General features: G+C 35.8%; 21 protein-coding genes and 1 other annotated feature. All 21 genes read right to left on the bottom strand.

What is annotated here, in order from left to right; all coding sequences use genetic code 11:
• Window positions 1-2: 2 nt before the first annotated feature.
• Window positions 3-2,750 carry an isoleucine--tRNA ligase gene (gene ileS / locus BQ5367_RS10810; protein WP_071442503.1) on the bottom strand — a complete coding sequence of 916 codons (2,748 nt, stop codon included), beginning with the start codon at window positions 2,748-2,750 and terminating at the stop codon, window positions 3-5.
• A gap of 31 nt (window positions 2,751-2,781) precedes the next feature.
• Window positions 2,782-2,979 (bottom strand) — a binding site (T-box leader).
• The gene (locus BQ5367_RS10805) at window positions 2,976-3,434 is read right to left on the bottom strand and encodes a DivIVA domain-containing protein (RefSeq protein ID WP_071442502.1); all 459 of its coding nucleotides are present in this window, start codon (window positions 3,432-3,434) and stop codon (window positions 2,976-2,978) included. Its footprint overlaps the feature before it by 4 nt.
• Window positions 3,435-3,445: 11 nt before the next feature.
• Entirely contained in the window at window positions 3,446-4,198 is a 753-nt protein-coding gene (locus BQ5367_RS10800) for a YlmH/Sll1252 family protein (protein ID WP_071442501.1), read from the bottom strand.
• Complete coding sequence (locus BQ5367_RS10795; protein ID WP_071442500.1) at window positions 4,182-4,577, bottom strand: cell division protein SepF; 396 nt, start codon at window positions 4,575-4,577, stop codon at window positions 4,182-4,184. The genes BQ5367_RS10800 and BQ5367_RS10795 overlap by 17 nt, the downstream gene beginning before the upstream one ends.
• A gap of 284 nt (window positions 4,578-4,861) precedes the next feature.
• Window positions 4,862-5,098 (bottom strand): YlmC/YmxH family sporulation protein, encoded by a 237-nt coding sequence (locus BQ5367_RS10790; RefSeq protein ID WP_071442499.1) that lies wholly within the window; start codon window positions 5,096-5,098, stop codon window positions 4,862-4,864.
• A 41-nt stretch (window positions 5,099-5,139) separates the two neighbouring features.
• Window positions 5,140-5,916, bottom strand: a complete 777-nt coding sequence (locus BQ5367_RS10785) for a SigB/SigF/SigG family RNA polymerase sigma factor (RefSeq protein WP_071442498.1) — start codon at window positions 5,914-5,916, stop codon at window positions 5,140-5,142.
• 83 nt (window positions 5,917-5,999) lie between these two features.
• A complete protein-coding gene (gene sigK / locus BQ5367_RS10780) occupies window positions 6,000-6,704 on the bottom strand; it encodes an RNA polymerase sporulation sigma factor SigK (RefSeq protein WP_071442497.1) in 705 nt (234 codons plus the stop codon).
• Window positions 6,701-7,405, bottom strand: coding sequence for a hypothetical protein (locus BQ5367_RS10775; protein ID WP_071442496.1), 705 nt, complete (start codon window positions 7,403-7,405; stop codon window positions 6,701-6,703). The genes sigK and BQ5367_RS10775 overlap by 4 nt, the downstream gene beginning before the upstream one ends.
• Window positions 7,406-7,513: 108 nt before the next feature.
• Window positions 7,514-7,852, bottom strand: coding sequence for a hypothetical protein (locus BQ5367_RS10770; RefSeq protein ID WP_071442495.1), 339 nt, complete (start codon window positions 7,850-7,852; stop codon window positions 7,514-7,516).
• A 3-nt stretch (window positions 7,853-7,855) separates the two neighbouring features.
• Window positions 7,856-10,291: a hypothetical protein gene (locus tag BQ5367_RS10765; protein WP_071442494.1), complete on the bottom strand. Its 2,436-nt coding sequence runs from the start codon at window positions 10,289-10,291 to the stop codon at window positions 7,856-7,858.
• Window positions 10,292-10,530: 239 nt separating this feature from the next.
• Window positions 10,531-11,163 (bottom strand): manganese catalase family protein, encoded by a 633-nt coding sequence (locus tag BQ5367_RS10760; RefSeq protein ID WP_071442493.1) that lies wholly within the window; start codon window positions 11,161-11,163, stop codon window positions 10,531-10,533.
• Between the two features lie 3 nt (window positions 11,164-11,166).
• On the bottom strand, window positions 11,167-11,928 hold the full coding sequence (locus tag BQ5367_RS13295; protein ID WP_202615299.1) for a spore coat protein CotJB: 762 nt from the start codon (window positions 11,926-11,928) through the stop codon (window positions 11,167-11,169).
• Complete coding sequence (locus BQ5367_RS10750) at window positions 11,918-12,106, bottom strand: spore coat associated protein CotJA (RefSeq protein ID WP_071442492.1); 189 nt, start codon at window positions 12,104-12,106, stop codon at window positions 11,918-11,920. The genes BQ5367_RS13295 and BQ5367_RS10750 overlap by 11 nt, the downstream gene beginning before the upstream one ends.
• Window positions 12,107-12,277: 171 nt before the next feature.
• The gene (locus tag BQ5367_RS10745; RefSeq protein ID WP_071442491.1) at window positions 12,278-14,128 is read right to left on the bottom strand and encodes an ABC transporter ATP-binding protein; all 1,851 of its coding nucleotides are present in this window, start codon (window positions 14,126-14,128) and stop codon (window positions 12,278-12,280) included.
• A gap of 1 nt (window position 14,129) precedes the next feature.
• Window positions 14,130-16,277, bottom strand: a complete 2,148-nt coding sequence (locus BQ5367_RS10740; RefSeq protein WP_071442490.1) for an ABC transporter ATP-binding protein — start codon at window positions 16,275-16,277, stop codon at window positions 14,130-14,132.
• A 2-nt stretch (window positions 16,278-16,279) separates the two neighbouring features.
• Complete coding sequence (locus BQ5367_RS10735) at window positions 16,280-16,744, bottom strand: MarR family winged helix-turn-helix transcriptional regulator (RefSeq protein ID WP_071442489.1); 465 nt, start codon at window positions 16,742-16,744, stop codon at window positions 16,280-16,282.
• A 64-nt stretch (window positions 16,745-16,808) separates the two neighbouring features.
• Window positions 16,809-17,918 (bottom strand): amidohydrolase, encoded by a 1,110-nt coding sequence (locus BQ5367_RS10730; protein WP_071442488.1) that lies wholly within the window; start codon window positions 17,916-17,918, stop codon window positions 16,809-16,811.
• 64 nt (window positions 17,919-17,982) lie between these two features.
• On the bottom strand, window positions 17,983-18,915 hold the full coding sequence (locus BQ5367_RS10725; protein WP_071442487.1) for a 3'-5' exoribonuclease YhaM family protein: 933 nt from the start codon (window positions 18,913-18,915) through the stop codon (window positions 17,983-17,985).
• Window positions 18,905-20,896 (bottom strand): glycosyltransferase, encoded by a 1,992-nt coding sequence (locus tag BQ5367_RS10720; RefSeq protein ID WP_071442486.1) that lies wholly within the window; start codon window positions 20,894-20,896, stop codon window positions 18,905-18,907. Before BQ5367_RS10720 ends, BQ5367_RS10725 begins: the two co-directional genes overlap by 11 nt.
• Window positions 20,893-21,915, bottom strand: coding sequence for a lysylphosphatidylglycerol synthase transmembrane domain-containing protein (locus BQ5367_RS10715; protein WP_071442485.1), 1,023 nt, complete (start codon window positions 21,913-21,915; stop codon window positions 20,893-20,895). Before BQ5367_RS10715 ends, BQ5367_RS10720 begins: the two co-directional genes overlap by 4 nt.
• Window positions 21,912-22,922 carry an LTA glycolipid anchor biosynthesis glycosyltransferase, IagA/BgsA family gene (locus BQ5367_RS10710; RefSeq protein WP_071442484.1) on the bottom strand — a complete coding sequence of 337 codons (1,011 nt, stop codon included), beginning with the start codon at window positions 22,920-22,922 and terminating at the stop codon, window positions 21,912-21,914. Before BQ5367_RS10710 ends, BQ5367_RS10715 begins: the two co-directional genes overlap by 4 nt.
• Between the last annotated feature and the right edge of the window lie 66 nt (window positions 22,923-22,988).

Here is a 22,988-nt window from a genome sequence, read left to right as displayed (position 1 = left end):
TCCTATAAAATAGGAACTTGTGGATATTCTTTCTTTAATACATCAACACAGCGGTTGCAGCATTCATGGGCATCACTTTCATCATGCATGTTCCAGCATCTTGGGCATACCTTTCCTTGACACTTTTCAACGCTGACTTCACAATGATCATATTTTTTCATGGTTGTATCCGTTAAGATGGCCTCACTGACAATGAGCCACTGTGCCAGCTTACAGCCAAGTACTTCATTGATGATCTTCTGATCATCTGCACTTACATGCATATAAACCGTTGCCTCCAATGATTTACCAATCTTCTTTTCTGCACGTGCTTCTTCCAGTGCTTTAAAGACATCACTGCGTAATTCCATCAAACGTGCCATCTTTTCAACAATTGCCTGTGCATCATCAATTTCATAATTTTCATTAAATTCTTTTAAATGAACAGATTCACCCTTGTCAAAATGATCATTGATTTCTTCACATGTATGAACTAAGATTGGTGCCCATAAACGCATCAGCGTATCTACACAATAATAGATGACGCTTTGTACCTGGCGGCGACGAACATCGTCATGAGCCTCAATATAGAGGATATCTTTTGTGAAATCAAGATAATAACTACTTAATTCATTACTCATGAATGTCGCAAGTGTTGAAGTTACGCTCATAAAATCATAATCTGTATAGGCTTTCTTAACTTTATCAGAAACCTCATTCAGTTTTAATAAAATATCTTTATCAACCATCGTACATTCATTTGGATCCAAAAGATCATCCTTTGTGAAATCATTTGGGTTGATATTTGCTAACATGAAGCGGAAGGTATTACGTACTTTACGATAAGTTTCAGAACACTGTTTCAAAAGTTCATCACTCATGACACAGTCAGCCTGATAATCAACACTGCTAGCCCATAAACGAAGAACATCAGCTCCATACTGCTTCATGATATTTGCAGGTGATACCGCATTGAACTGTGATTTGCTCATCTTCACACCTTTGCCATCCATGACAAAGCCATGAGATAATACCTGCTTATATGGTGCATGACCATAGAAGGCCGTTGAAACGATCAATGAAGAATTAAACCATCCACGATACTGATCACTTCCCTCAAAATACAGATCTACTGGTAGTGTATATCCTCTTTCTACCATACATCCTGTATGTGAGCTTCCTGAATCAAACCAGACATCCATCGTATCCGTTTCTTTTCTAAAGATATTATTTGGAGAACCTGGATGTGTATAACCTTCAGGTAAAAGATCTTTCGCTTCTCTTTCAAACCAGACATTGCTGCCATATTCTTTTACTAAAGAGGCAACATGCTTAAACACCTTTTCATCCATGATCGGTGTACCATCTTCAGCATAGAAAATCGGAATTGGAACACCCCAGGCACGCTGTCTGGAAATACACCAGTCAGAACGATCCTTGATCATGTTATACATACGCTGTTCACCCCATGCAGGTTTCCAGTCAATTTTCTGAATTTCATCTAACAGTTTCTCACGAATCTTATCAACCGAGGCAAACCACTGTGTCGTTGCTCTGAAGATGATTGGTTTTTTCGTACGCCAGTCATGAGGATAAGAGTGCGTAATAAACTCAAGTTTCAATAAAGCTCCTAACTCATCCAGCTTTAAGGTCACTGTCTTATTCGCATCATCCACATACTGACCCTTCAGCCAGTCACCGCACTCTTCCGTCATGCAGCCATGTTCATCAACCGGACAATAAGCCTCTAAGCCATATTTCATTCCGACCATAAAGTCTTCAACACCATGACCTGGAGCTGTATGTACACAACCTGTACCAGCATCTGCCGTAACGTGATCACCTAAGATAATGATACTTTCACGATCATATAAAGGATGACGAGTAGTAATACCTTCTAATTCTTTTCCTTTAAATGTTTTTAAGATTTCTTTTTCTTTTAAACCAAATTTCTCCCAAAGTGAATCTACCAATTCTTTTAAAACTAAAAGATTACCTTTTTCACTCTTTACCAAAGCATATTCTAAGCGTTCATTCAAACAGATCGCAAGGTTTGCCGGAATTGTCCAAGGAGTCGTTGTCCAGATTACAAAATAATCATTTTCATCTAAAAGACCTTTGCCGTCTTTTACCTGGAACTTCACAAAGATCGTAGGTGATTTTACATCTTTATATTCAATTTCAGCTTCTGCCAAAGCACTTTCACTTGATGGTGACCAATAAACCGGTTTTAACCCTTTATAAATCAAACCATCCATGGCCATCTTGGCAAAAATTTCAATCTGATGGCCTTCAAATTCTTTCTGTAAAGTGATATATGGATGATCATAATCAGCCACTGTACCTAATTTTTTCATTGTTGCCATCTGGTTATTCACCTGTTTTAAAGCATAGTCATAACACAGCTTTCTAAACTCATTGATCGGCATTTTCTTACGATCATAACCAAGCTTTGTGATCGCTGTTTCAATTGGCAGACCATGCGTATCCCATCCTGGAATAAAGGGTGTCTGATAACCCGCCATATATTTAGAACGAACGATCACATCTTTCAAGATCTTATTCAATCCATGCCCAATATGGATATCTCCATTGGCATATGGAGGCCCATCATGCAAAACAAAAGTCGGATATCCATCATGTTTGGCAAGCATTTCATGATATAGATCCTCTTTTTCCCATCTTTCCTGAAATAAAGGTTCTTTCTTAGGAAGATTTCCTCTCATTTCAAAATCCGTCTGTGGCATTCTAAGTGTACTTTTATAGTCCATTGTTATCCCTCCTAATAAAAAAAGCGCCTCATCTAAGGACGCTTAACGTGGTACCACCTTAGTTCACGATTGCTCGTGCACTCATCCTTTTAACGCAAGGTTACGTGTTAAACTACTTATCGCTCAACCTACTCCTAAGTGATTCCTTATAGCTTTCACACTGCTTTCCACCAGCCAGCAGCTCTCTATCGATCCCATCTATAAGACATGTCTTATTCATCGTATTTATTCTTCCAGTAAGTTTAGATCAATCTTATGAGGAACTTCAAATTCACTCAACGCCTGATCCAGCTTATCCAGCTCTTTGATCATCCGCTGTTTGATTTCACCTGTTTCTTCACCCAGCTTGTTGACCTCTATCAGGATGGCCCTAGCACTTGCTAAAGCTTCCTTCACAATCACATCCGCATTCTCATTCGCTGTCTGTACGATGACATTGGCTTCCTTCAATGCAATACGGGCAATATCCTCAGCCGCTTTTTCCTTAATACGAATCTCTCCAGCAAGCGTCAAATACTTTTCCTTGTAACTGGCACTCTGCTTTTCAACCTCATCCAAACGACTGATATATAAATCAAGCTTTTTTTGTAAGGTTTCTACTTCATTTGTTAATTGAGCGACCTTGTCATCCACCTGATAGCGATTATAGCCATTGCGCATCGTATCAAATTTCACATCACTCATAACTTCACCCCTTACTTATATTTTCCCAGACTAACGACATACTTCTGATTTTTTGTTTCCTTAACAACGCCTTCAAACAAAAATCTTCCGTATCCCCGAATGGATAGAATACTACCATTATTGCACAAGTAAGCGCAATCTTCAAGACAAATGTGATTTACTTTTACATATTTAGCACGCACTAAATTCTGTGCTTTTGCACGTGAAAGATTCGTACAGGCAGACACGAGCGAATCTAAGCGAAGCGTAGTCACGATCTTATGAAACTTTTCGATATTTACTTTCTTTTCAACGATACGTTCATCTTCATGAAAACTGACCCGGCTTCTTTTTATTTGCGTGCAGTTATCTTTGACATATTCCGCAATGCTCTGGCATACAAATACTACAACTTCTTTTTCATTCACCAGAATATCACCAAAATGATCATTCTTACAGCCACAGTTGTAGAGTGCCCCCATACAGTCTGAATGTGTAATACGCTCATAAGATGATAACTTTGCACGAAGCTGTACAATTTCAAAATCATCTGTTTCACCGATCAGGGCTCTTTTTCGTTCAGCATTCTCATATCCGCCAGAAAAAGAAAGTGTCACACGATTTCCAGCCACCTTTCTTAAAATTTCCTGTTGAGTTTCATCTAAAAAAGGAGTTAAGATGCGACGTCCCGTTCTTAAATGGCTTTCGATCTGATCGTCAAAACGAAGCGCCAGCGCTTCGTTTCCTTTAAAGTGAACAAGCCAGTTCTTATTCGTCGTCCCCATCTATATTGATCGAGCCGCCGACACCGATTGTTTTAGGCGCACATAAAATAATATTTGGTCCAATTTTCTGAATAGTTCCATCCAGCGCAAAAATTACTCCCGTCAAAAAGTCAATCGTACGCTGTGCATAATCATGAGGCAAACGATGCAAATTAACAACACAAGCTTTATTTTCCTTTAAACGAACGGCAATTTCCTGTGCTTCTTCATAAGAGCGAGGTTCAAATAAAACCATCTTCGCATCGATATGTGCATTCGCCATCGCTTTAGAGCGAGGCTGTTCGTATTTACTGCTAATTGTTTCTACTTCTTCTTCATCCAGGTATAATTCTTCATCATCCGGACTAATAAAATCCTTCAATTTATCCTTAATACTCATAATTACCTCCACACTTCATTATTATAACACAAAACCATTTGATTGGTAGTTGAAAATAAACAAATTAAGCACAAAGAAAAGGTGTTTCCACCTTTCCATTTCTAAAAAGTTCATTATCAGCCTAACAATCAAATCATGATAACATATCATAAGCCTGATAAACCAGTTCGATACATCTAAAGTCATAAAATGATATATTTAAATCTTATTCAAAAATCATCAATATTTTCTACATCATTTTGATTTGGCATCCGATCAAAAAAAGAAGGCATTGCCTTCAATCACTATCGTTTGACTAAGATAACATCGCATCCAATATTCACGATACAGTCTACCGCAATCTTCTCACATTCCGGTTCAAACAAGAAAGGACAAAAACGTGCAAAGCCTTTTCTTTTCATACATACAATGATACAGACGATCTTTAAATCATGTGTTAAGATCGCATCACTGACAAAACCAATATTTTTTCCATCAACAACGCAAATGACTTGCTTGCTCATTAACTCACTTAGTTTCATACCTTCACCCTGCTTCAGTCTATGCATAGATGATTTTTATGTTACTCAAAGTTCTTTTTCAAACATTTTAAAGCACCCTTCTCCAGACGTGAAACCTGTGCCTGAGAAATTCCCAGCTCCTTAGCAATCTCACTTTGTGTATAATCCAGATAATATCGTTTATTTAAAATATCAAGCTCTTTTTCATTCAGCTGTTTTAAGCTCATGCGCAATGTAAGAACATTACTTAAAAGAGCAATTTCATCTTTAGAGTCACCAATCGTATCTACCAGACACATTTCATCTCCATCGCTGTTATAAATAGGTTCAAATAAAGAGAGAACGCTTTGAAAGGAATCCAATGCTTCAATCACATCTTTGCTCTTTGCTTGGGTCATTTCACATAAATATTCAATACTTGGTTCCTTGCTGTATTCATGATAATAATCCTCTTTAAGCCGGAAACACTGATGAGCCAGATCTTTACAGTTTCTTGATACCCGTATCATCTGATTATCTCTTAAATAACGTTTTATTTCTCCTAAGATCATCGGAACTGCATAAGTTGAAAAACGTACCTCATGGTTGAGATCAAAATTCTCAATACTTTTCACAAGTCCAATACAGCCTACCTGAAAAAGGTCATCCATATTTTCACAACGATTTGAAAAACGCTGCACCATACTTAAAACAAGCTTCAAGTTTCCTAAAAGAAGCACTTCTTTATAGCTTTCATCACCCTGCTGATAGCGAATAAAAGCATCTTTCATTTCGCTTACGCTCAATACTTGTAGATCAGCCGTATTGACATTACATATATCTACCTTAAATTTACTCATGATTCACTTCCTCTTACTTACATTTTTCCCTTAGAAGTGAGTGAGTATTCAATTCAATTTCTTCCTAATATTTCCAGTCGTTCTTATTTACCCTTAACACTGGTCAAAGTGGCTTTTAATTGCATTAAAATCCGCTTTTCTAAACGTGATATATAACTTTGGCTGATTCCCAGCTTTTCCGCAATATCTTTCTGGGTTGCCTCATTTTCACCAATACCGTAACGCATCTGAAGAATCATTTTCTCTCGTTCATTCAATGTTGAAATGGCTTTTAATAAAATACGTTTATTTTCATTACGTTCAAACGCCTTCTCTACTAAATCCCCCTGAGTTCCAACAATATCTCCCAATAAAAGTTCATTTCCGTCATAATCAACATTTAACGGTTCATCCAAAGAGATTTCTTTACGACTTTTACTTTTTTTACGTAAAAACATTAAAATTTCATTTTCAATACATCTGGAAGCATAAGTAACCAGTTTGATATTCTTATCTACCTTATAAGTATTTACAGCTTTAATCAAACCAATCGTACCAATACTGATCAGATCTTCCATCTCACTGCTGCTGACTTCATAACGCTTAGCAATATAAACAACCAGACGAAGGTTGTGTACGATTAATTTCTTTCGAGCTTCTTCATCTTTTTTCATTAAAAGATCTAAAGCCTCTTTTTCTTCATCACCTTCTAAAGGCTTAGGAAGTCCTTCTTTGCTTTTGATATAATGAACATATCTGACTTCCTTAGGTATGAAAAGCCAGTTAAACAGTTTTCTTAATAGTTTCATAGGATTCCTTTCATATTTAATAATGCGTCATAAGGATAATCTTCTTCTAATGGACAACAAACTACTTTAATTCTTTTATGATTCATGATTATTTCACCTTTGATTCCCTGAATTTTTTCAACTCCGGTAATCTGTTCGATTTGAATGAAAGATGACGGAGCTTGTATCGTTTCATAAATGCTTCTTTTCACAAATATGATAGGAAATGATTCATAGGTTGCTAAATTGCCGCTATCGACATAACCTGTATATCTCTTATGATTCATTTCAAAGTGATATAGAAAATCTTTTTCAGAAAGGATATATCTGCCTTTTAACAATAAAATTAAGTATAGAAATAAGAGCACTATATCTGCAACAAAAATCATTGGCTCATCAGAAACAAAAAACTGCAAATGATAAATAACCCCTTCAAACAACATATAATAAATAAAATGAAATAAAAAACGAAAAGTTATAAATAATAAATATGTGTGATTTCTTTTTTGAAAAAGCATTAAAAACATCAGAATCTCATTCAGCCATATCCAAGTCATGCTCTTTTCACAAAATAAAAAGCTCGATAATACAGTAACCATCAAAATTATCTTCCAAAAATGAATCCGATGCATAGGCTTTCTAGAAAGAACAAGTGAACATGTTAGTGAAAAGGCACTAATTAAAAGATTATGCATAAATGTAAATTCAACGTAACTTTCCATAATCACCCCCTATTCACTTTATTAAAAGCCATCATCATAATTTGTCATACTTTTTAGATGAAATCCAGACATAAAACAAAGCGACGTGTTTATAACGCCGCTTTGTTTTTATAATTTAGTTTTAGAAATTTCAGAACATTTATACTCATTACACCATTTAAGAAAAGTACTTTGAGCAACTCCTAACATTTTAGCTGCTGAACGGCTTGATATACGATGATTTTCATACATCTCATATATAACATCAAACTGTGCAGGAATCTTTTTCTTTGGTCTGCCAAAAACAATTCCTTTATTCTGGGCAGCTCTTATACCGTTTACTATTTTTTCTTTACGTTTCTCTTCCTCTTCTTTTTTATTTTTTAATACCGCTTTTATGACTAATTGAGCTTTTTCATCATCTTGTATGATGTCATTTACTTCCTGCTGCAATTTCTCTATGTTCATGTTTTAATCAGAAAATTCTTTTTTAAAATGAGTTAAAGCATAAATACATAAAATCAGCAAGGATACTGAAGCAGCCATTAAATAGATATGCATTGTATCTCCGGTATTAGGCGTGTGAGTTGAATCTGAAGCATCATTGTCATCTGAAGACGAATCAGAATCATTTGTTTCATCATTCTCACCTTCTTGAGGATTAGATGGATCTTCACCTGGATTTGTAGGATCATTTGGATCTTCTTCATCTCCTGGATCTGTTGTAGATCCACCATCTTCACACTCTACAGTAAAGGTTACAGGAGCTTCATTTTCTGCTACTGCCCATCCTTCTTCTGTATAAACCAGTGTAATGACATCGCTTGTCTTTGAATCAGCGCTCAGCGTATGCTGTGATCCCATATCTGTGCTGTAGGCTTCTACATAAACATCAGCTTCTACCGTTACATCTACATAGTAGATATTATCTTTAGTATATACATCACCAATTGTATAGCCGTCTTTTAAACCATATACTTTATCGTCATGATCTGCTTCTGTATTGACACAATCGATCTTTACTGCATTATCTAACAGTAATTCTTCTACAGTTGGCTGATCAGGCTTTTCAGGCTTATCTTCACCCTGATCACAAATCACATCATAGGTAGCTGATCCAACAGCTTTCCATTGGCTTTCTCCATTTACAACTTCCCATTTTAATGTAATAACTTTTACGTCGCTATCTACACGTGTATGTTCACCATTTACCTGATTATATCGATTTACATATTCACTTGGCTGAGTAATAATAACTTTGGTAGTATAACCAGTTGCAGAATTACCTTCTAATTGACCAATAGTAAATGTATCGGCAATTAATCCATAATTACTAGATTCGTGTTCTAAGTTATTGATACAATCTACAACTACAGCTACATTTCCGTCAAAACATTCATCTTTATTTGAAATCAAATCATCTTCAGTAGGAAGTTTAACTTCTCTTACAGCATCTATGTAAACAGTAACATCTGTATAAGCTGTAGAAGTTACTTTAATAGTAGCACTATTACCATAAGCTTCTGTATTATTTTGTCCTTCTGATCCTGTCAGTTCAACTCCAGTATAAGCATCCGCACTTGACCATTGACTAACTTCATATGGTGAATTACAGATAGCAGTAATAGTAACATCCGTATTAATAGGAATCATTTGGCTTTGAGCTGCTAAGAAAGAAGTAGCTTCATAAGTAAAGACTTCATTCTGTTTTGTTTCAGGATTATAAGCTTCATAAGAAATGATATAACCCGTAACATCATCATCAACCGAAAGTCTACGCTCTACATCCAAGCTGGCATGGTTTTCAAATGTCCATAGATATACTTTTAGAACATTGTCATCATCTCTATCTCCAACAATTGTTATCCAGCCAGTTCTTTGATCCCAAGATGACGCTCCATCTGTAATCAAATCATAACTATTCTCATCATTAAAATAATAATATCCACTTGTTGGTGTAAAATTCAAGCTATCTACTTCACCGCTTCTAATTCGTAATTGATCAGTCGTATGTTTTAAAACTCCATTCACATAGGTTTCAACAGTTAAATTATAACCGCCACCTAACCCTGGTTCTTTATATTCTATCACACCATATGGAGTACGAATTTCATTATCACCTAAAGGCGGATTACATAATTCACATTCACAGTCTTCATGACAAGTACAATCTGTTCCGCCTGGACAGTCACAATATGGATTTCCACATGGACATTTTGTAGTCAGATAAATTTCCAAATCAGAGTTAGCTGCCGTATCTAAAGCATACGGATGATTATATGTAACTTCTTCATTATAATCATCTGAAGGTGTAAACCAGAACTGCTTATTCGATCCAGTTGCATTATTAAGCAGACTAGGTGTGTTTACATACTGTTCATATGCATACTCACCATTCACATACACAGTCACCAAACGACGGTAAGCACTCGTTGTAGCTTCACCTTTTACCCAAGAAAAAGTGCCATAATAAGTATTTGAATCTGTATCTTCAATTCGAATATCATCGCTGGTTTTTTCTGAAGCAAGGTTGATGGTTAGCTCATGATTTCTTCCAGCTCCAATTTGCAGATTATAGTTATTATCAATTCCTTTTGTTACACCAATATCTCCATCAAAAGTAACATCGTAACCATCCGCATCGATAATCAATTTAGAATTAGCCTGTGGAATATCTGTAACAACTTTATCTTCAACAACAGTTTCTCCATCAACAATAATATCAAAAGTAATTGTTTTAGGATTATAAGCATTGTTATTATTTTTAATAGAAATAGAAATATTTTCATTTTGATAAAGTGTTTCATCTACAGCCGCAGAAACATGAACAGGCATTAAACTTATAATCATGAATAATGCTGCTCCAAGAGCTATTCCCTTTTTAAAATGATTCTTTAGAAAATTCATATTTTTTCTCCTTTCTTTTTTTAAAGCATCATTTTTAATTAGATTTTTCTTTTTACCTCCTTTCTTATAATTCGAACGATAAATCAGACATTTTCTTTCATTAGATTTATAATAAAAACGAAAGGATAAAACAGATATTTAAATGATTTTTATGGTTTTTTATATCGTTCTCAAAATGTCTACCTTTTGATGTGTTTTTCATTTTTTTCAGAAAAAAAGAAGCACCGAAGTGCTTCACTTTATTTTGATTCAAGTCCTCTGTCTTCCAAAGAAGCTTTTTTATCGTATGCCGGATTAAAAGCATAATAATTTTTACAATCAAGTTCACGACGAATAATTTCTAATGCTTCGCCAAATCTTTGATAATGCACGATCTCACGTTGACGTAAAAACTCTAAAGGACGAATGACATCATCATCGTCTGTCATGCGAATTAAATTTTCATACATTGTGCGCGCTTTTTGCTCAGCTGCCATATTTTCGTGAATATCAGTAATTGGATCACCTTTTGACTGAAAATAATGTGACATAAAAGGATCGCCACTTGCACTTACTGGATACATTCCTAAAGTATGATCGGTATAGAATGCATTAAAACCAGAATCTTGAATTTGCTTAGAAGAAAGATTTCTTGTCAGCTGGCGTACAATAGCACTCACAACTTCCATGTGATTCATTTCTTCACTTCCGATATCCGTTAATAAAACAACGATTTGTGGATAAGGCATAGCATAACGCTGATGAAGATAACGATTACTTGCTCCCATCTCACCATCTGGACCACCCAATGCTGTTAATATAAGTCTTGCCATTTCTGGATCGCATTTTTTAATATTTACTGGAAACTGAAGTTTCTTTTCATAAGTCCACATAAATTATTCCTTTCCTTCCCAAGGCCATGGACACGTTGCCCATTCCCAGCCAAATTCTGTATCAACGCCCTGATTTGTCAGAGGTCCGAATTTACATTCATAAAGTTTTTCTAAACGAGCTAATTTTTTTCTAATAATGCGGTAATAACGTAGTGCTTCAAAATCACAAGGATGCGTGTCTAAAAATAAAATAGTTTCTAGTAAAGCAAAATCCAATACTTGAATACGACATTTTAATTTTCTCTTAAAATTTCTTTCTTCTTCACATAATTCACGAGTTCGCCCACAGCAATCATCATCTTCACGATGATCAAACCATGAATCTTCACTCTGTGCCGCATCATATGCAGAATTACATCCAAATCTTTCATCTTCATTAAAATCTCTAAAATCACTGCAGCGAGCTGTTCTTTCACAACATCCGTTATCATGATTATTTTCATGGCAGCAGCCATCTTCTCTATCATGACAACGGCAATCATCATGATCATGGCATCCGCATCTATCAGTTTCACGTCCGCATCGTTCTTCACAGTCACAGTCACGATTTCGTCTATGGCTTTCACAATCATCATGATCACAATCTCTATCCCGGCGGCGAGAATCATAATCATCACAGTCACCGCCATTTCTGCGATCATAATCTCCTATTCGACGACGGTCATATCCATTGTTATATTCACAATCATCTTCACAGAAATCAAAATCACAATCATCATTATGACGATCAATATCGCAAAAATCAAAATCATCATTATTTCTCACAATGTCTACCTCCTGTTCCGCATCCACTAAAAGGCATATCCAGTTCATTAAACAGTGTTCCACGGGCAATCGCTACATCTAACTTATAAATTCTGCGCCATGACTGTTTACGAACATAAGCCATAGCCAGAGGACGTGAATCCCTGCGGTTACGACTGCATCCAAATTCTTTGCTCATAATTAATTGATTCCTTTCTGAGGGGTTCCTCACTCTTAGAATATGGAAGATGATATTTTATTCGTGGGTGAATTTCTTATAGACAAAAGCATAGAGCCTTCAGAATGAGTACACAAGAATATGTAATAAGCAGATGCAAGAAATTACTACATAATATAAAACATGAGGAAACTATTCTTCCTCATGTTCAAATTGTGAATTGTATAAATGATAATAGAAACCTTTCTTTTCCAGAAGTTCTTCATGTTTGCCTTGCTCTACGATATCGCCATGATCTAGACATAAGATCAAATCAGCATCTCGAATCGTAGAAAGACGATGAGCAATGATAAAGCTTGTTCTTCCTTTCATCAGATTATCCATTGCTTTCTGTATCAGGATTTCTGTACGAGTATCAACACTTGAGGTTGCTTCATCAAGGATCAGGATCTTTGGATCTGTCAGAATAGCTCTAGCAATCGTTAACAGCTGTTTTTGACCTTGTGAAATATTACTTGCTTCCTCATTTAAAATACTGTTATAGCCATCCGGCAACGTTTTGATGAAATGATCAACCTGCGCTGCTTTTGCCGCTTGAACGACTTCCTCATCTGTTGCATCTAATTTTCCATAACGGATATTATCTGCAATCGAAGCATGATATGACCAAGTATCCTGTAAGACCATACCAAATAGGCTACGCAGATCATTTCTTGTAAACTGGCGAATATCTAAACCATCAATACAGATAGCCCCTTCATTCAGTTCATAGAAACGCATCAATAATTTTACGATCGTTGTTTTACCTGCACCAGTAGGTCCTACGATAGCTACTTTTTGTCCCTGTTTGATATCTGCTGTAAAATCATGAATGACGATATTATCAGGATCATAGCCAAACTTCACATGAGCAAAGATCACATCTCCTTTAATATCATTTACATTTAACGGATATTGAGTATCCGGTTCCTCTTCTTCTTCATTTAAAAATTCAAAGATACGTTCACTGCTAGCCATTGTCTGCTGCAAAACATTCGAAATATTGGCAACCTGTGTCAAAGGCTGTGTAAAGTTTCTCATGTATGAAATAAAAGACTGAATATTGCCTACTGTAATCGTTCCGATTGATGCATAATAACCGCCTAATACACAAATCGCAACATATCCGACATTACCGATAAAACTCATGATTGGCATCATAAGTCCTGACATAAACTGACTCTTCCAGCCGGATTCATAAAGTCTGTTATTTAATTTTTCAAATTGCTTTGTACTTTTTTCTTCACCGTTATATGCCTTAACGATAATATGTGCCCCATACATTTCTTCAATATGACCATTGACATGTCCTAAATATTCCTGCTGACTGACAAAATAGCCTTGACTTCGTTTAACAACTACACTAATAAAAACCATTGAAATAGGTAATACAAGCAAAGCAACACAAGCCATTTGCCAGCTGATTGAAAACATCATATATAAAACACCAATCACTGTTGTCAATGAAGTTACGATCTGTGTCAATGACTGGTTTAAAGAGTTTGATAAGGTATCAACATCGTTGGTAATTCGACTCAGAACTTCACCATAGCTCGTTTTATCATAAAATGATAATGGAAGCTTATGAATCTTTGCTGCTAGTTCTTTTCTCATCTGATAACTGACTTTATTGGCAACACCGCTCATCAGCCAGCCTTGTGCATAAGAAAATAAAGCACTCAGAACATAAAGTCCTAATAATAGAAGAATGATTCTTAAAATACCATCATAATCCATTCCACCACTATTTGTAATGATGTTCATCAAACCTTCATAGATTTTTTGGGTTGCATCTCCCATCACTTTTGGTCCAATAATTGAGAATATTGTTGAACAGATGGCAAATATCATGACTAAGATGACAGTAAAACGATATTTCCCAAGATATTTCACCAATTTAATGAATGTTCCTTTAAAATCCTTCGCTTTTTCTGTAGTCATCATGCCTCCAGGACCATGACCTCTTCTTGAAGGTCTTGCAGATGTCATTTTTGCTTCTGCCATCTTATAATTCCTCCTTTGATAACTGACTTGAGGCGATTTCGTAATAAGTCGGACAATTTTTCAGAAGTTCTTCATGAGTTCCTTTACCAACTACTTTTCCCTCATCTAATACAATGATTTGTTCTGCATGCATGATGCTGCTGACACGCTGGGCAACGATCAAAATTGTCGCATCACTCGTATGCTTAGCAAGGGCTGCACGCAAGGCTGCATCTGTCTTAAAATCAAGTGCACTGAAAGAATCATCAAAAATCAGGATTGTTGCTTTTTTTGCTAGAGCACGAGCAATACTTAAACGCTGGCGCTGACCGCCACTGACATTACTGCCGCCCTGAGCAATATCAAAATCATAACCTTCCTCTTTGGCACTGATGAAATCATCTGCTTGAGCGATAGCTGCTATCTCTTTTACCTCATCATCATTTAAGTTTTCATTGCCGTATTTAATATTTTCTTTGATCGTCCCAGATAATAAGATCCCTCTTTGTGCTACATAGCCAATCTGATCATGAAGATCCTGCTGATTTACATCCTTTACATTCACACCATTGACCAAAATTTCACCTTCGCTTACATCATAAAAACGTGGGATCAAATTAATCAAGGTACTCTTGCCAGAACCTGTAGAACCGATAAAGGCTGTCGTTTCTTTCGGTTTTGCGACAAAGGAAATATTCTGCAATACATTTTCATCAGCATCTCCATAATTAAAAGATACATTTCTAAATTCTACAAAACCTTTATATTCATCTTTGAAAGGAAGCGGATGAACAGGATCCTGAATCGTACTTTCAGTTTCTAAGACATCGGCAATACGTCCGGCACTGACGCTGGCTCTTGGAACTAAAATAAAGATCATTGCAATCATAACAAAGCTCATGACCACTTGCATTGAATACTGCATAAAAGCCATCATATCGCCCACCTGCATCTGACTTTGCGCAATCTGATGAGCACCTACCCAAATGATCAAAAGCATCATACCATTCATCATCAATGTCATAAAAGGCATCATGACAGCCATGGCACGATTGATAAACAGCTGTGTTTTCGTAAGATCAGTATTCGCCTTATCAAAACGTTTTTCTTCAAATTTCTGATTTTTAAAAGCACGTACGACCATTAAACCATTGAGGTTCTCTCGAGCCACCAGATTCAATTTATCGACCAGCTGCTGGATGATCTTAAATTTCGGTAAAGCAAATACAAACATAAAAATAATGAGCAGCATCACCACACCAACGCCTAACCCTAAAATCCAAACCATACTTGTATTACGTTTGAAAATCATGATCAAAGCACCGATTCCCATGATAGGCGCACTAATAATCATTCTTAATCCCATCATTACAAGCTGGCTAACCTGTGTAACATCATTCGTATTACGAGTGATCAGCGATGAAGTTGAATACTTATCAAACTCAGCATTTGAAAAACTTTCAACTTTCTTAAAAATATCTTCTCTAAGATCTCGCCCAATACCGTTGCTCACTTTTGAAGCAATAAAGCTGACTGCAATCGTTGCACAAATTCCTATGAAGGCAATGCCTAGCATTTTAATCCCACTTGATAAAATGTATTGACTTTGCATAGCTGAAGTATCTTCTCCAGCTTCTTCATAAAACATTTTTGCGAAAACAACACCGGTACTGCTACGCATTGATTCATCCAATGCAAGAGCACTGCTTCTGGCATTGCTTAAATCCATCATTTCAAAAAGGGGCTTTGTTGTATACAGTTCACGAAGATCCACATCATCCACAGATTCGCTAATACTTTCTGTTCCAGAAGTTCCCTGCAATTCCTGAAGCGCATTGATCAGTGTCCATTCACTAACAGAAAAAATTTCGTCCAGAGTCTCTCTGTCAGCATTAGAATTCAGATGATAATACCCATCCTCCAAGACATAGGAGTCTTTCACAAGTTCTGCCTCATCTTCTTCCATAAACACAGTAAGAAAATCAAGACCATCTTCACTAATTATATCCATCGAAGCATGTTCGATTCCACTTTGCTGGATTCCAACATTGACGATATCGCTCATGACATCCGGTAATTTCAAATCACAGATATTAGAAGCGAACAAAAGACCAATGGACACCACAATCATAAGCAGATATGGTTTCAAATACTTTTTTAGTCGCAGCATTTCTAACGTCCTCTCTTTTCAAAATCATCTAAAATCTGATTAATACGTATCATCAGATTTTTAAACTGTTCTTTTTCTTCATCACTAAACTGGGCAATGATCCATCCTACAGATTCCTTGATTTCAGCTTCTGATTGAAAAATGACTTCTTTTCCTTTTTCCTTTAGACTGACATAACTAAACCGTTTATCCTTTTCACTTATAAACCGGCTAATATACCCTCTAGACTCACACTCTTTCAAAGCTTTGGAAATTGCCGGCCGGCTTACATGAATCGTATCAAATAAATCATTCACCCTCATGGCCACTATTTCTTCACCAGCAATTTTTATCATCTTTGACTGTGTTTCAATCGTTTTTAGAATTGAAAACAATGACATAGAAAGTGTTGGTGAAAGACACAGATGATGTACTTTTTGTTTGATTTCAAAAAGAATCTTCATCTGTTTCCTATTGATTTCATCCATTCGATCACCTCCAATAGTTAACCATATTAACTATTATAGTCATCCTTCAAATGAAGTCAAGACTTCACATCATTTCACAAAATATTCTTTCTGCCAATGAAACATTCATTTCCACTGCCTTAAGACATTCTTCTTCTTTTAAATCAAAAGATGAGGAATGAAGATCTTCTTCACTGCTTAATCCACATAAATATAGACAGCATGGACTTTTTTTTCTATAAAAAGAAAAATCCTCACTTAAATATAACGGCTTCATTTCGACATAATCTTCTTTCGCAATCTGTAAAACATACTCATTGAGTTTTTCATCATTGACTACTTTTTCATAACCCTCTGAAAAAATGATTTCTGAAGTCGAATGATATTCTTCATCAATTATACTTAACTGACGGATCATTTGAGTGCGGATCATATCGTAGTTTATATCGTCAAAGCAGCGCATCGTTCCTTCCAAGACCCCATAAGCTGCTACAGCATTACATACTTCTCCACAATTCATCCTGCCAAAATGAATCAGATCTGATTTGAGATTTCCTTTAAGTTCATCGACCCAATTTAAAAATTGATACAATATTTTTATCACATCAATTCCTTGCTCAGAATGAGCAGCATGAACGCTTTTCCCACGGACAATCACCTTGATTTCACAGCTTCTAGCCATCAATACGCCCTTACAGCAGCCAATTTTATCCTTCAAATGTGGAAAAACATGTACTGCCAGTAAATATTCAATTCCATATTTTTCAAAAATTCCTTTTTGAATCATATAATTAGCTCCTCCACCACTTTCTTCAGCAGGCTGAAAGATAAAAAGCAAAGAATACTTAGGTGGATATTGAATAAAATAAAGCAAAGTACAGATCATGATAGCCATATGAGCATCGTGTCCGCAGGCATGCATGTTTCCATTGAATGATGCATAAGTAAATGAATTTTTTTCTCTAATTGGCAAGCCATCCAATTCACAGCGAAAACCAAGACATTTTTTATTTTGCCCTTGCAAATAAAAAACACCGCTAAATCCATCATATTCACTGACCATGATAGGAATCTGCTGTGTGATATAAGCCATTGTCTTATAAGTATCAAAACCAGTTTCCGGAATTTGATGCAATTCTCTTCTGATACGCAAAAGCGTATCATACTGCATTTGAATTTCTTTTCTTATTTTCATGTTTTATTCTATGCAATAGTATTAAGCATCATGATTTCAAAAAAAAGGATTTCAACCGAAATCCCTATTTCAAATGACTTTTATAAAAAGATCTGTTTTCAAGTGCAAACTGCCGAGAAGTAAATTCTCCTTCTTTGACTCCATCATAAGCTTTCGCAATCACATTCATACGAGCATCAATATTATCAATATAATGAAGAATTTCTGCTTCTGGTATCATTGGCAATACAGGTGAACCATATTCATATTCACCATGATGTGAAAGAATCATATGACGTACTAAAGTAATCTCTTCACCTTCTAATCCATTCTGGTGTGCAATTTCAGCTACGATCGCCTGCATGATAGAAATATGTCCTAAAAGTTTGCCTTCAACTGTATATTCAGTAATTACCGGACCACTCAGCTCAATACATTTACCGATATCATGCAATATGACTCCCGTTAACAGCAATTCTTTATTTAAGGAAGGGTAGCACTCACAAATTGCAAGAGATAAACGGATCATCCCCCATACATGCGTTGCCAGTCCACCCACAAAATCATGATGAATCTTGGCAGCAGCAGGATAATTATAAAAATCAAGCTCATAATGTTCCATAACTTTAAGAAGCAATGTTTTTAATGTCTGGTTTTCAAATGAATCAATCACTTCACTGATTTTCTTTTTCAATTCACTTCGAGGAATTTCCCCTTCTTTGATGAAATCATTTAAATTGATTTGTGAACGATCAATGACCTTAACTGCATTGATTTTCATCTGAAGCTGTTTATTGTAGTTTAAAACTTCTCCATCAATTTCTAAGATCATTCCAGGCTTAAGCGTATTGACCTCTTCACTTGAAGGCGACCAGTATTTCGCATCAATACTTCCAGTCTTATCTTGAAGCACACAAGAAAGATAGGTTGCTCCTTTGCTTGTCACTCCCTTTGTAAGTGAACTCAACAAAAATGTAAAACGTCCACGTGTTCCATCTGTCAATTCGTTAATTTTCATCTTTAAAAATCTCCATTTCTTCAATTGCCATTAACACATCATCAGAACTGAATCCTTTACGTATCAGCTGATTCAACACCATGCGCTTAAGATCCTGTCCACTATATTTTCGTGAATACGTACGTATCGCTTTCTGAATAGCTTTATATAAAGAATCCGTATCATTGAGAAAGTCATCTGTAAATTCATAGTTATTCACGACATCTTTAGCTGTGTCAAATGAATAGCCATGATTTATCAGACGTGAAATCAACATCTGTTTTTTCATTTTAACGCTGCCTTCTTTCATCAGCTTTTCATTCTTTTTGATATAACGTATTGCCTTTGTTCTTTCAGAAGCATCACTATAAGAATCTACTCCTTCTTTGACCATTTCATATGGAAGTCCTTTTTTCACAAGCGTACGAATGATTTTTTGTTTTCCTTCCAAAGAATCACTCATTTTTTCTAAATGATTCATCAGATAAGATTGATCATTGATATAACCTTTTTCTTCCAGCTTATCAATCATATCATTCATTGTCTTGGCATCTAAAGTATTATCCTTTAAAAGAATATCATACATTTCTTTACGTGTACGGTCTTTAGCAGCCAGTTTTTTTATACACAATATCCAGGCTTTTAAAATAACTTCCCTACGCTGCAGTTCTTGTAATGTCAATTCATGAACAACACCATCTTTTTTTAGTTCAAAAGCAAAATAATCTTCCAGAGAAACCATACATTGAATCTCTTCTTCTTGTGAATCTTTCAAAGTTAAAGTAACATACTCATTATTGCTCTTTACTTTTTTAATGGTCAAAGTCTTAAAATAAGAAGCATAAGCTTGTTCATAGCAGGCAGCTACACGTTCATAAAAAACTTCCGTATCATATCCCATCATTTTTTCACGGGCATATCGTCCCATTTCTTTTCTTTTTTCTTCACTGAGAGCAAAGAAATCAAATAACCGGTCTGAAAAAGTATCTTCATCAATAAAATAACCGCTTTTCCCTTCATCGATAAGATTTAAAAGTACTTCATCTTTTCTTGCAAAGACAGGAAGCGAACAACTCATCGCTTCAATATAAGTCAATCCTTGTGTTTCACTTGTAGAACAGCTAACAAAAGCCTCAGCACATTCATAAAACGCCGGTATCAGCTTTCTTTCCTGACGATCCGTAAAGATCACATTTTTTTCAATTCCTTCTGTTTTTGCCAGTTCTTTTAATTCATCAAGGCTAGGACCGCCACCAACGATCATCAGTTTATGATGTTCATCAGCCAATGCATATTTCTTGAATCCTCGAATTACGATATCAATTGATTTCTCGTTAGCTACACGGCCAACATACACAATGACCTGATCTTCTTTATTAATACCATATTTTTCTTTTAGCTTCGCTACTAATGCAGGATCAATATTATTAACATTAAACTGACTTAAATCAATTCCTGTAGGAATTATATGAATTGGTGCTTTTACACCATATCTTATCAATGTATCTTTTGTTTTCTGTGAAGGCGCAATGACCACTTGTGCTGCATCATTCCAGATTTTAGATAAGGTGCTTACAAGCGTTTTTGTAGCTTTATCAACGATCTCTAATCCGAAAATATTCAAATAATGGGTATAATCTTCATACATCGTATGGTATGTTGAAACAATAGGAATATTTAAATCTTTCGCAACATTCCGTCCAAAGATACCTACTCCAAACTCCGTATGTACATGTATGATATCTAAATTCATTGCCTTGACTTCTTCTTTCGCTTTTAACTGTAACGGAGAGGACATATTATAACCATATAGCCATTTCAGTTCAATGCCTGGAAGCCGCAATATATTGCATTCACTTTTTAAATGCAAAAGACCTTTATGGTTTGCTATCACAAAAACATCATGTCCATGCTCCTCCAGTGTCTTACGCAAAGTCTCTACACTTGTAGCTACCCCGTTAAGATCTGGCAGGTAGGTATCTGAAAATAGTCCTACTCTCATATAATGATCCTCCTTCTTCTAATCTTTTCAATAATAAACATGATACATCCTATTATCAAAGCCAAATGGAAAGTCACGACCCTCCATAATATCAATATCGTAGATACTTGTGTCAATGGTAAAATCAAAGAATAAAGCTGTAGAAACATCATTTCTGTACCGCCACTGGCTCCTGGTACCGGGAAAAAAGTATTAGCCATTGAAATATAACTGGAAAGTGCTAATGAATCAAGAAAATTCATATCTACATGAATCAGTTTTCCAATGATAAAAGGAATTGAATAATAAACAGTAAGACGCATAATATTTACTAAGACTAATTTCCATATCAAATTCTTATTGCTTCTATTTTTATTGATATTATTTGTAAATGCCTCTAAATAATCATCACATTTTTTCAGTGCTTTTTCTGAGTCACGTATTAAATGCAGCTTATGCAGCAAAGTAACTATTTTCAAACAAAACCTTTTAAATTTTACAGGAAAAAAAGCCATCGAAAACAGCATTGCCAACACGACACCATTCATCAGATAACCAATAAAGATCATAACGAAAAGTGCTGGAACACGACTTGAAAATACTGGAAAACGCAAAATAACCAGCACTGTCGTATAAAAAATCAATACGACCTGATACATCACAAAGTCCAGCCAGAGAATGCCCGCTGCATCACTAGAATCAATTCCCTGTTTATAAAAAACATAAACCTGTCCTACCTGTCCGCCGCTCGCACTTGGCGTAATACCACTAAAAAATCCTCCAACATAGGCATTTGATAATGATGGTAAAAACTTATAATGCGGATACTTTTCTTTTGCAATCACATAAAGTGAAAGTGCCACAAATGCAAAATAGAAAAGTGAACATGCCATGATACCTATAAAATTTAAAGGTGAAATGCTGCTTAATTCTGCTAAGACCACATCTTTATCATCCTTGAGCACATACCATAATGCAAAACCGGTCAATCCAATCAAAAGTACGATGCTAAAGGCATATTTTTTAAAATCTTTTTTCATATATTTCCCTCACAAACACCCTCATAGATTTTTTTCAGTTCTCGCCCTACTTCCTGAATACTTCTCTTTTCTGCAGTGATCCTTCCCTGTTCTCTTAAATCAGCACATTCATGGTTTAGAATCTTTCTGAGCTGAGCAATAAATTCTTCGTTATTTTTCCCTTTGTAACAATTCTGACCATGAACCAGCCATGGATCATATACCGGAATATCACGCAACAAAACATTCTGAGAGCTTGCTAGTGCTTCCAGCACTACAATACCTTCAGTTTCTTCATAACTTGGAAAAAAGAAACAGTCTGCATTTGCATAGGCTCCTTCAATAACTGCTCCTTTAACATAACCCGGTAAAATTACATTTGTCGGATGTTCGTCTGTAACCACATCCCTTATTTTTTTGGGAATAGAAATTAGCGGTGTATAGCCAAACCAGATAAATTTTACATCCGGCATATTTTCAGCTACTTCCATAAAATCTAATATTCCTTTTCTTTCAAAATACAACCCAACTGAAATAACGACTTTATCTTCATCTTTTAATGAAAAATATCGTCGAAACGCCTTGACCTTTTCCGGATCATAATGAAAACGATTCAGATCAATACCATTGCTTAAAGCGTAAATTGGCACCGTAATTCCATATCCTTCAAGCAGTTTTTTAGAATATGGTGTCGGTGTCAGGATAAGATCTGCTTTTGAATAATAACTAATCAGCATCTTCTTAAAAACAGGTGCGATCTGATTGCTTAACACAAACGAATTACGAAAATCTTCTTCTGTGGAATGTGCATGATAAATCACTTTACACCCCTTAGCTCTTGCCTTATTAATTACCGGTAATGAGCTAACCCCTACCGTGTTGATATGTAGAACATCATAATCATCATCCGGATCAAGCGTATAACTGATGCCCGCTGATTCACAAGCAGCCATCTGGTGTTTCAAAGCACGGCCGATCCCACTTGTTTTGATGATTTTTTTTCCTTCAAAATATAGACAAACCTTCATAGAAGCCTCCACATGATTCAATTCATCTTTATCATTATAACACGTTTTACGCCATGATTCTCATGA

Origin of the sequence: Traorella massiliensis, assembly GCF_900104665.1 — a bacterium.
Lineage (GTDB): Bacteria > Bacillota_I > Bacilli_A > Erysipelotrichales > Erysipelotrichaceae > Traorella > Traorella massiliensis.
Note: the sequence above shows the minus strand (reverse complement) of the source record. Positions and strands in the feature narration are given on the sequence as shown.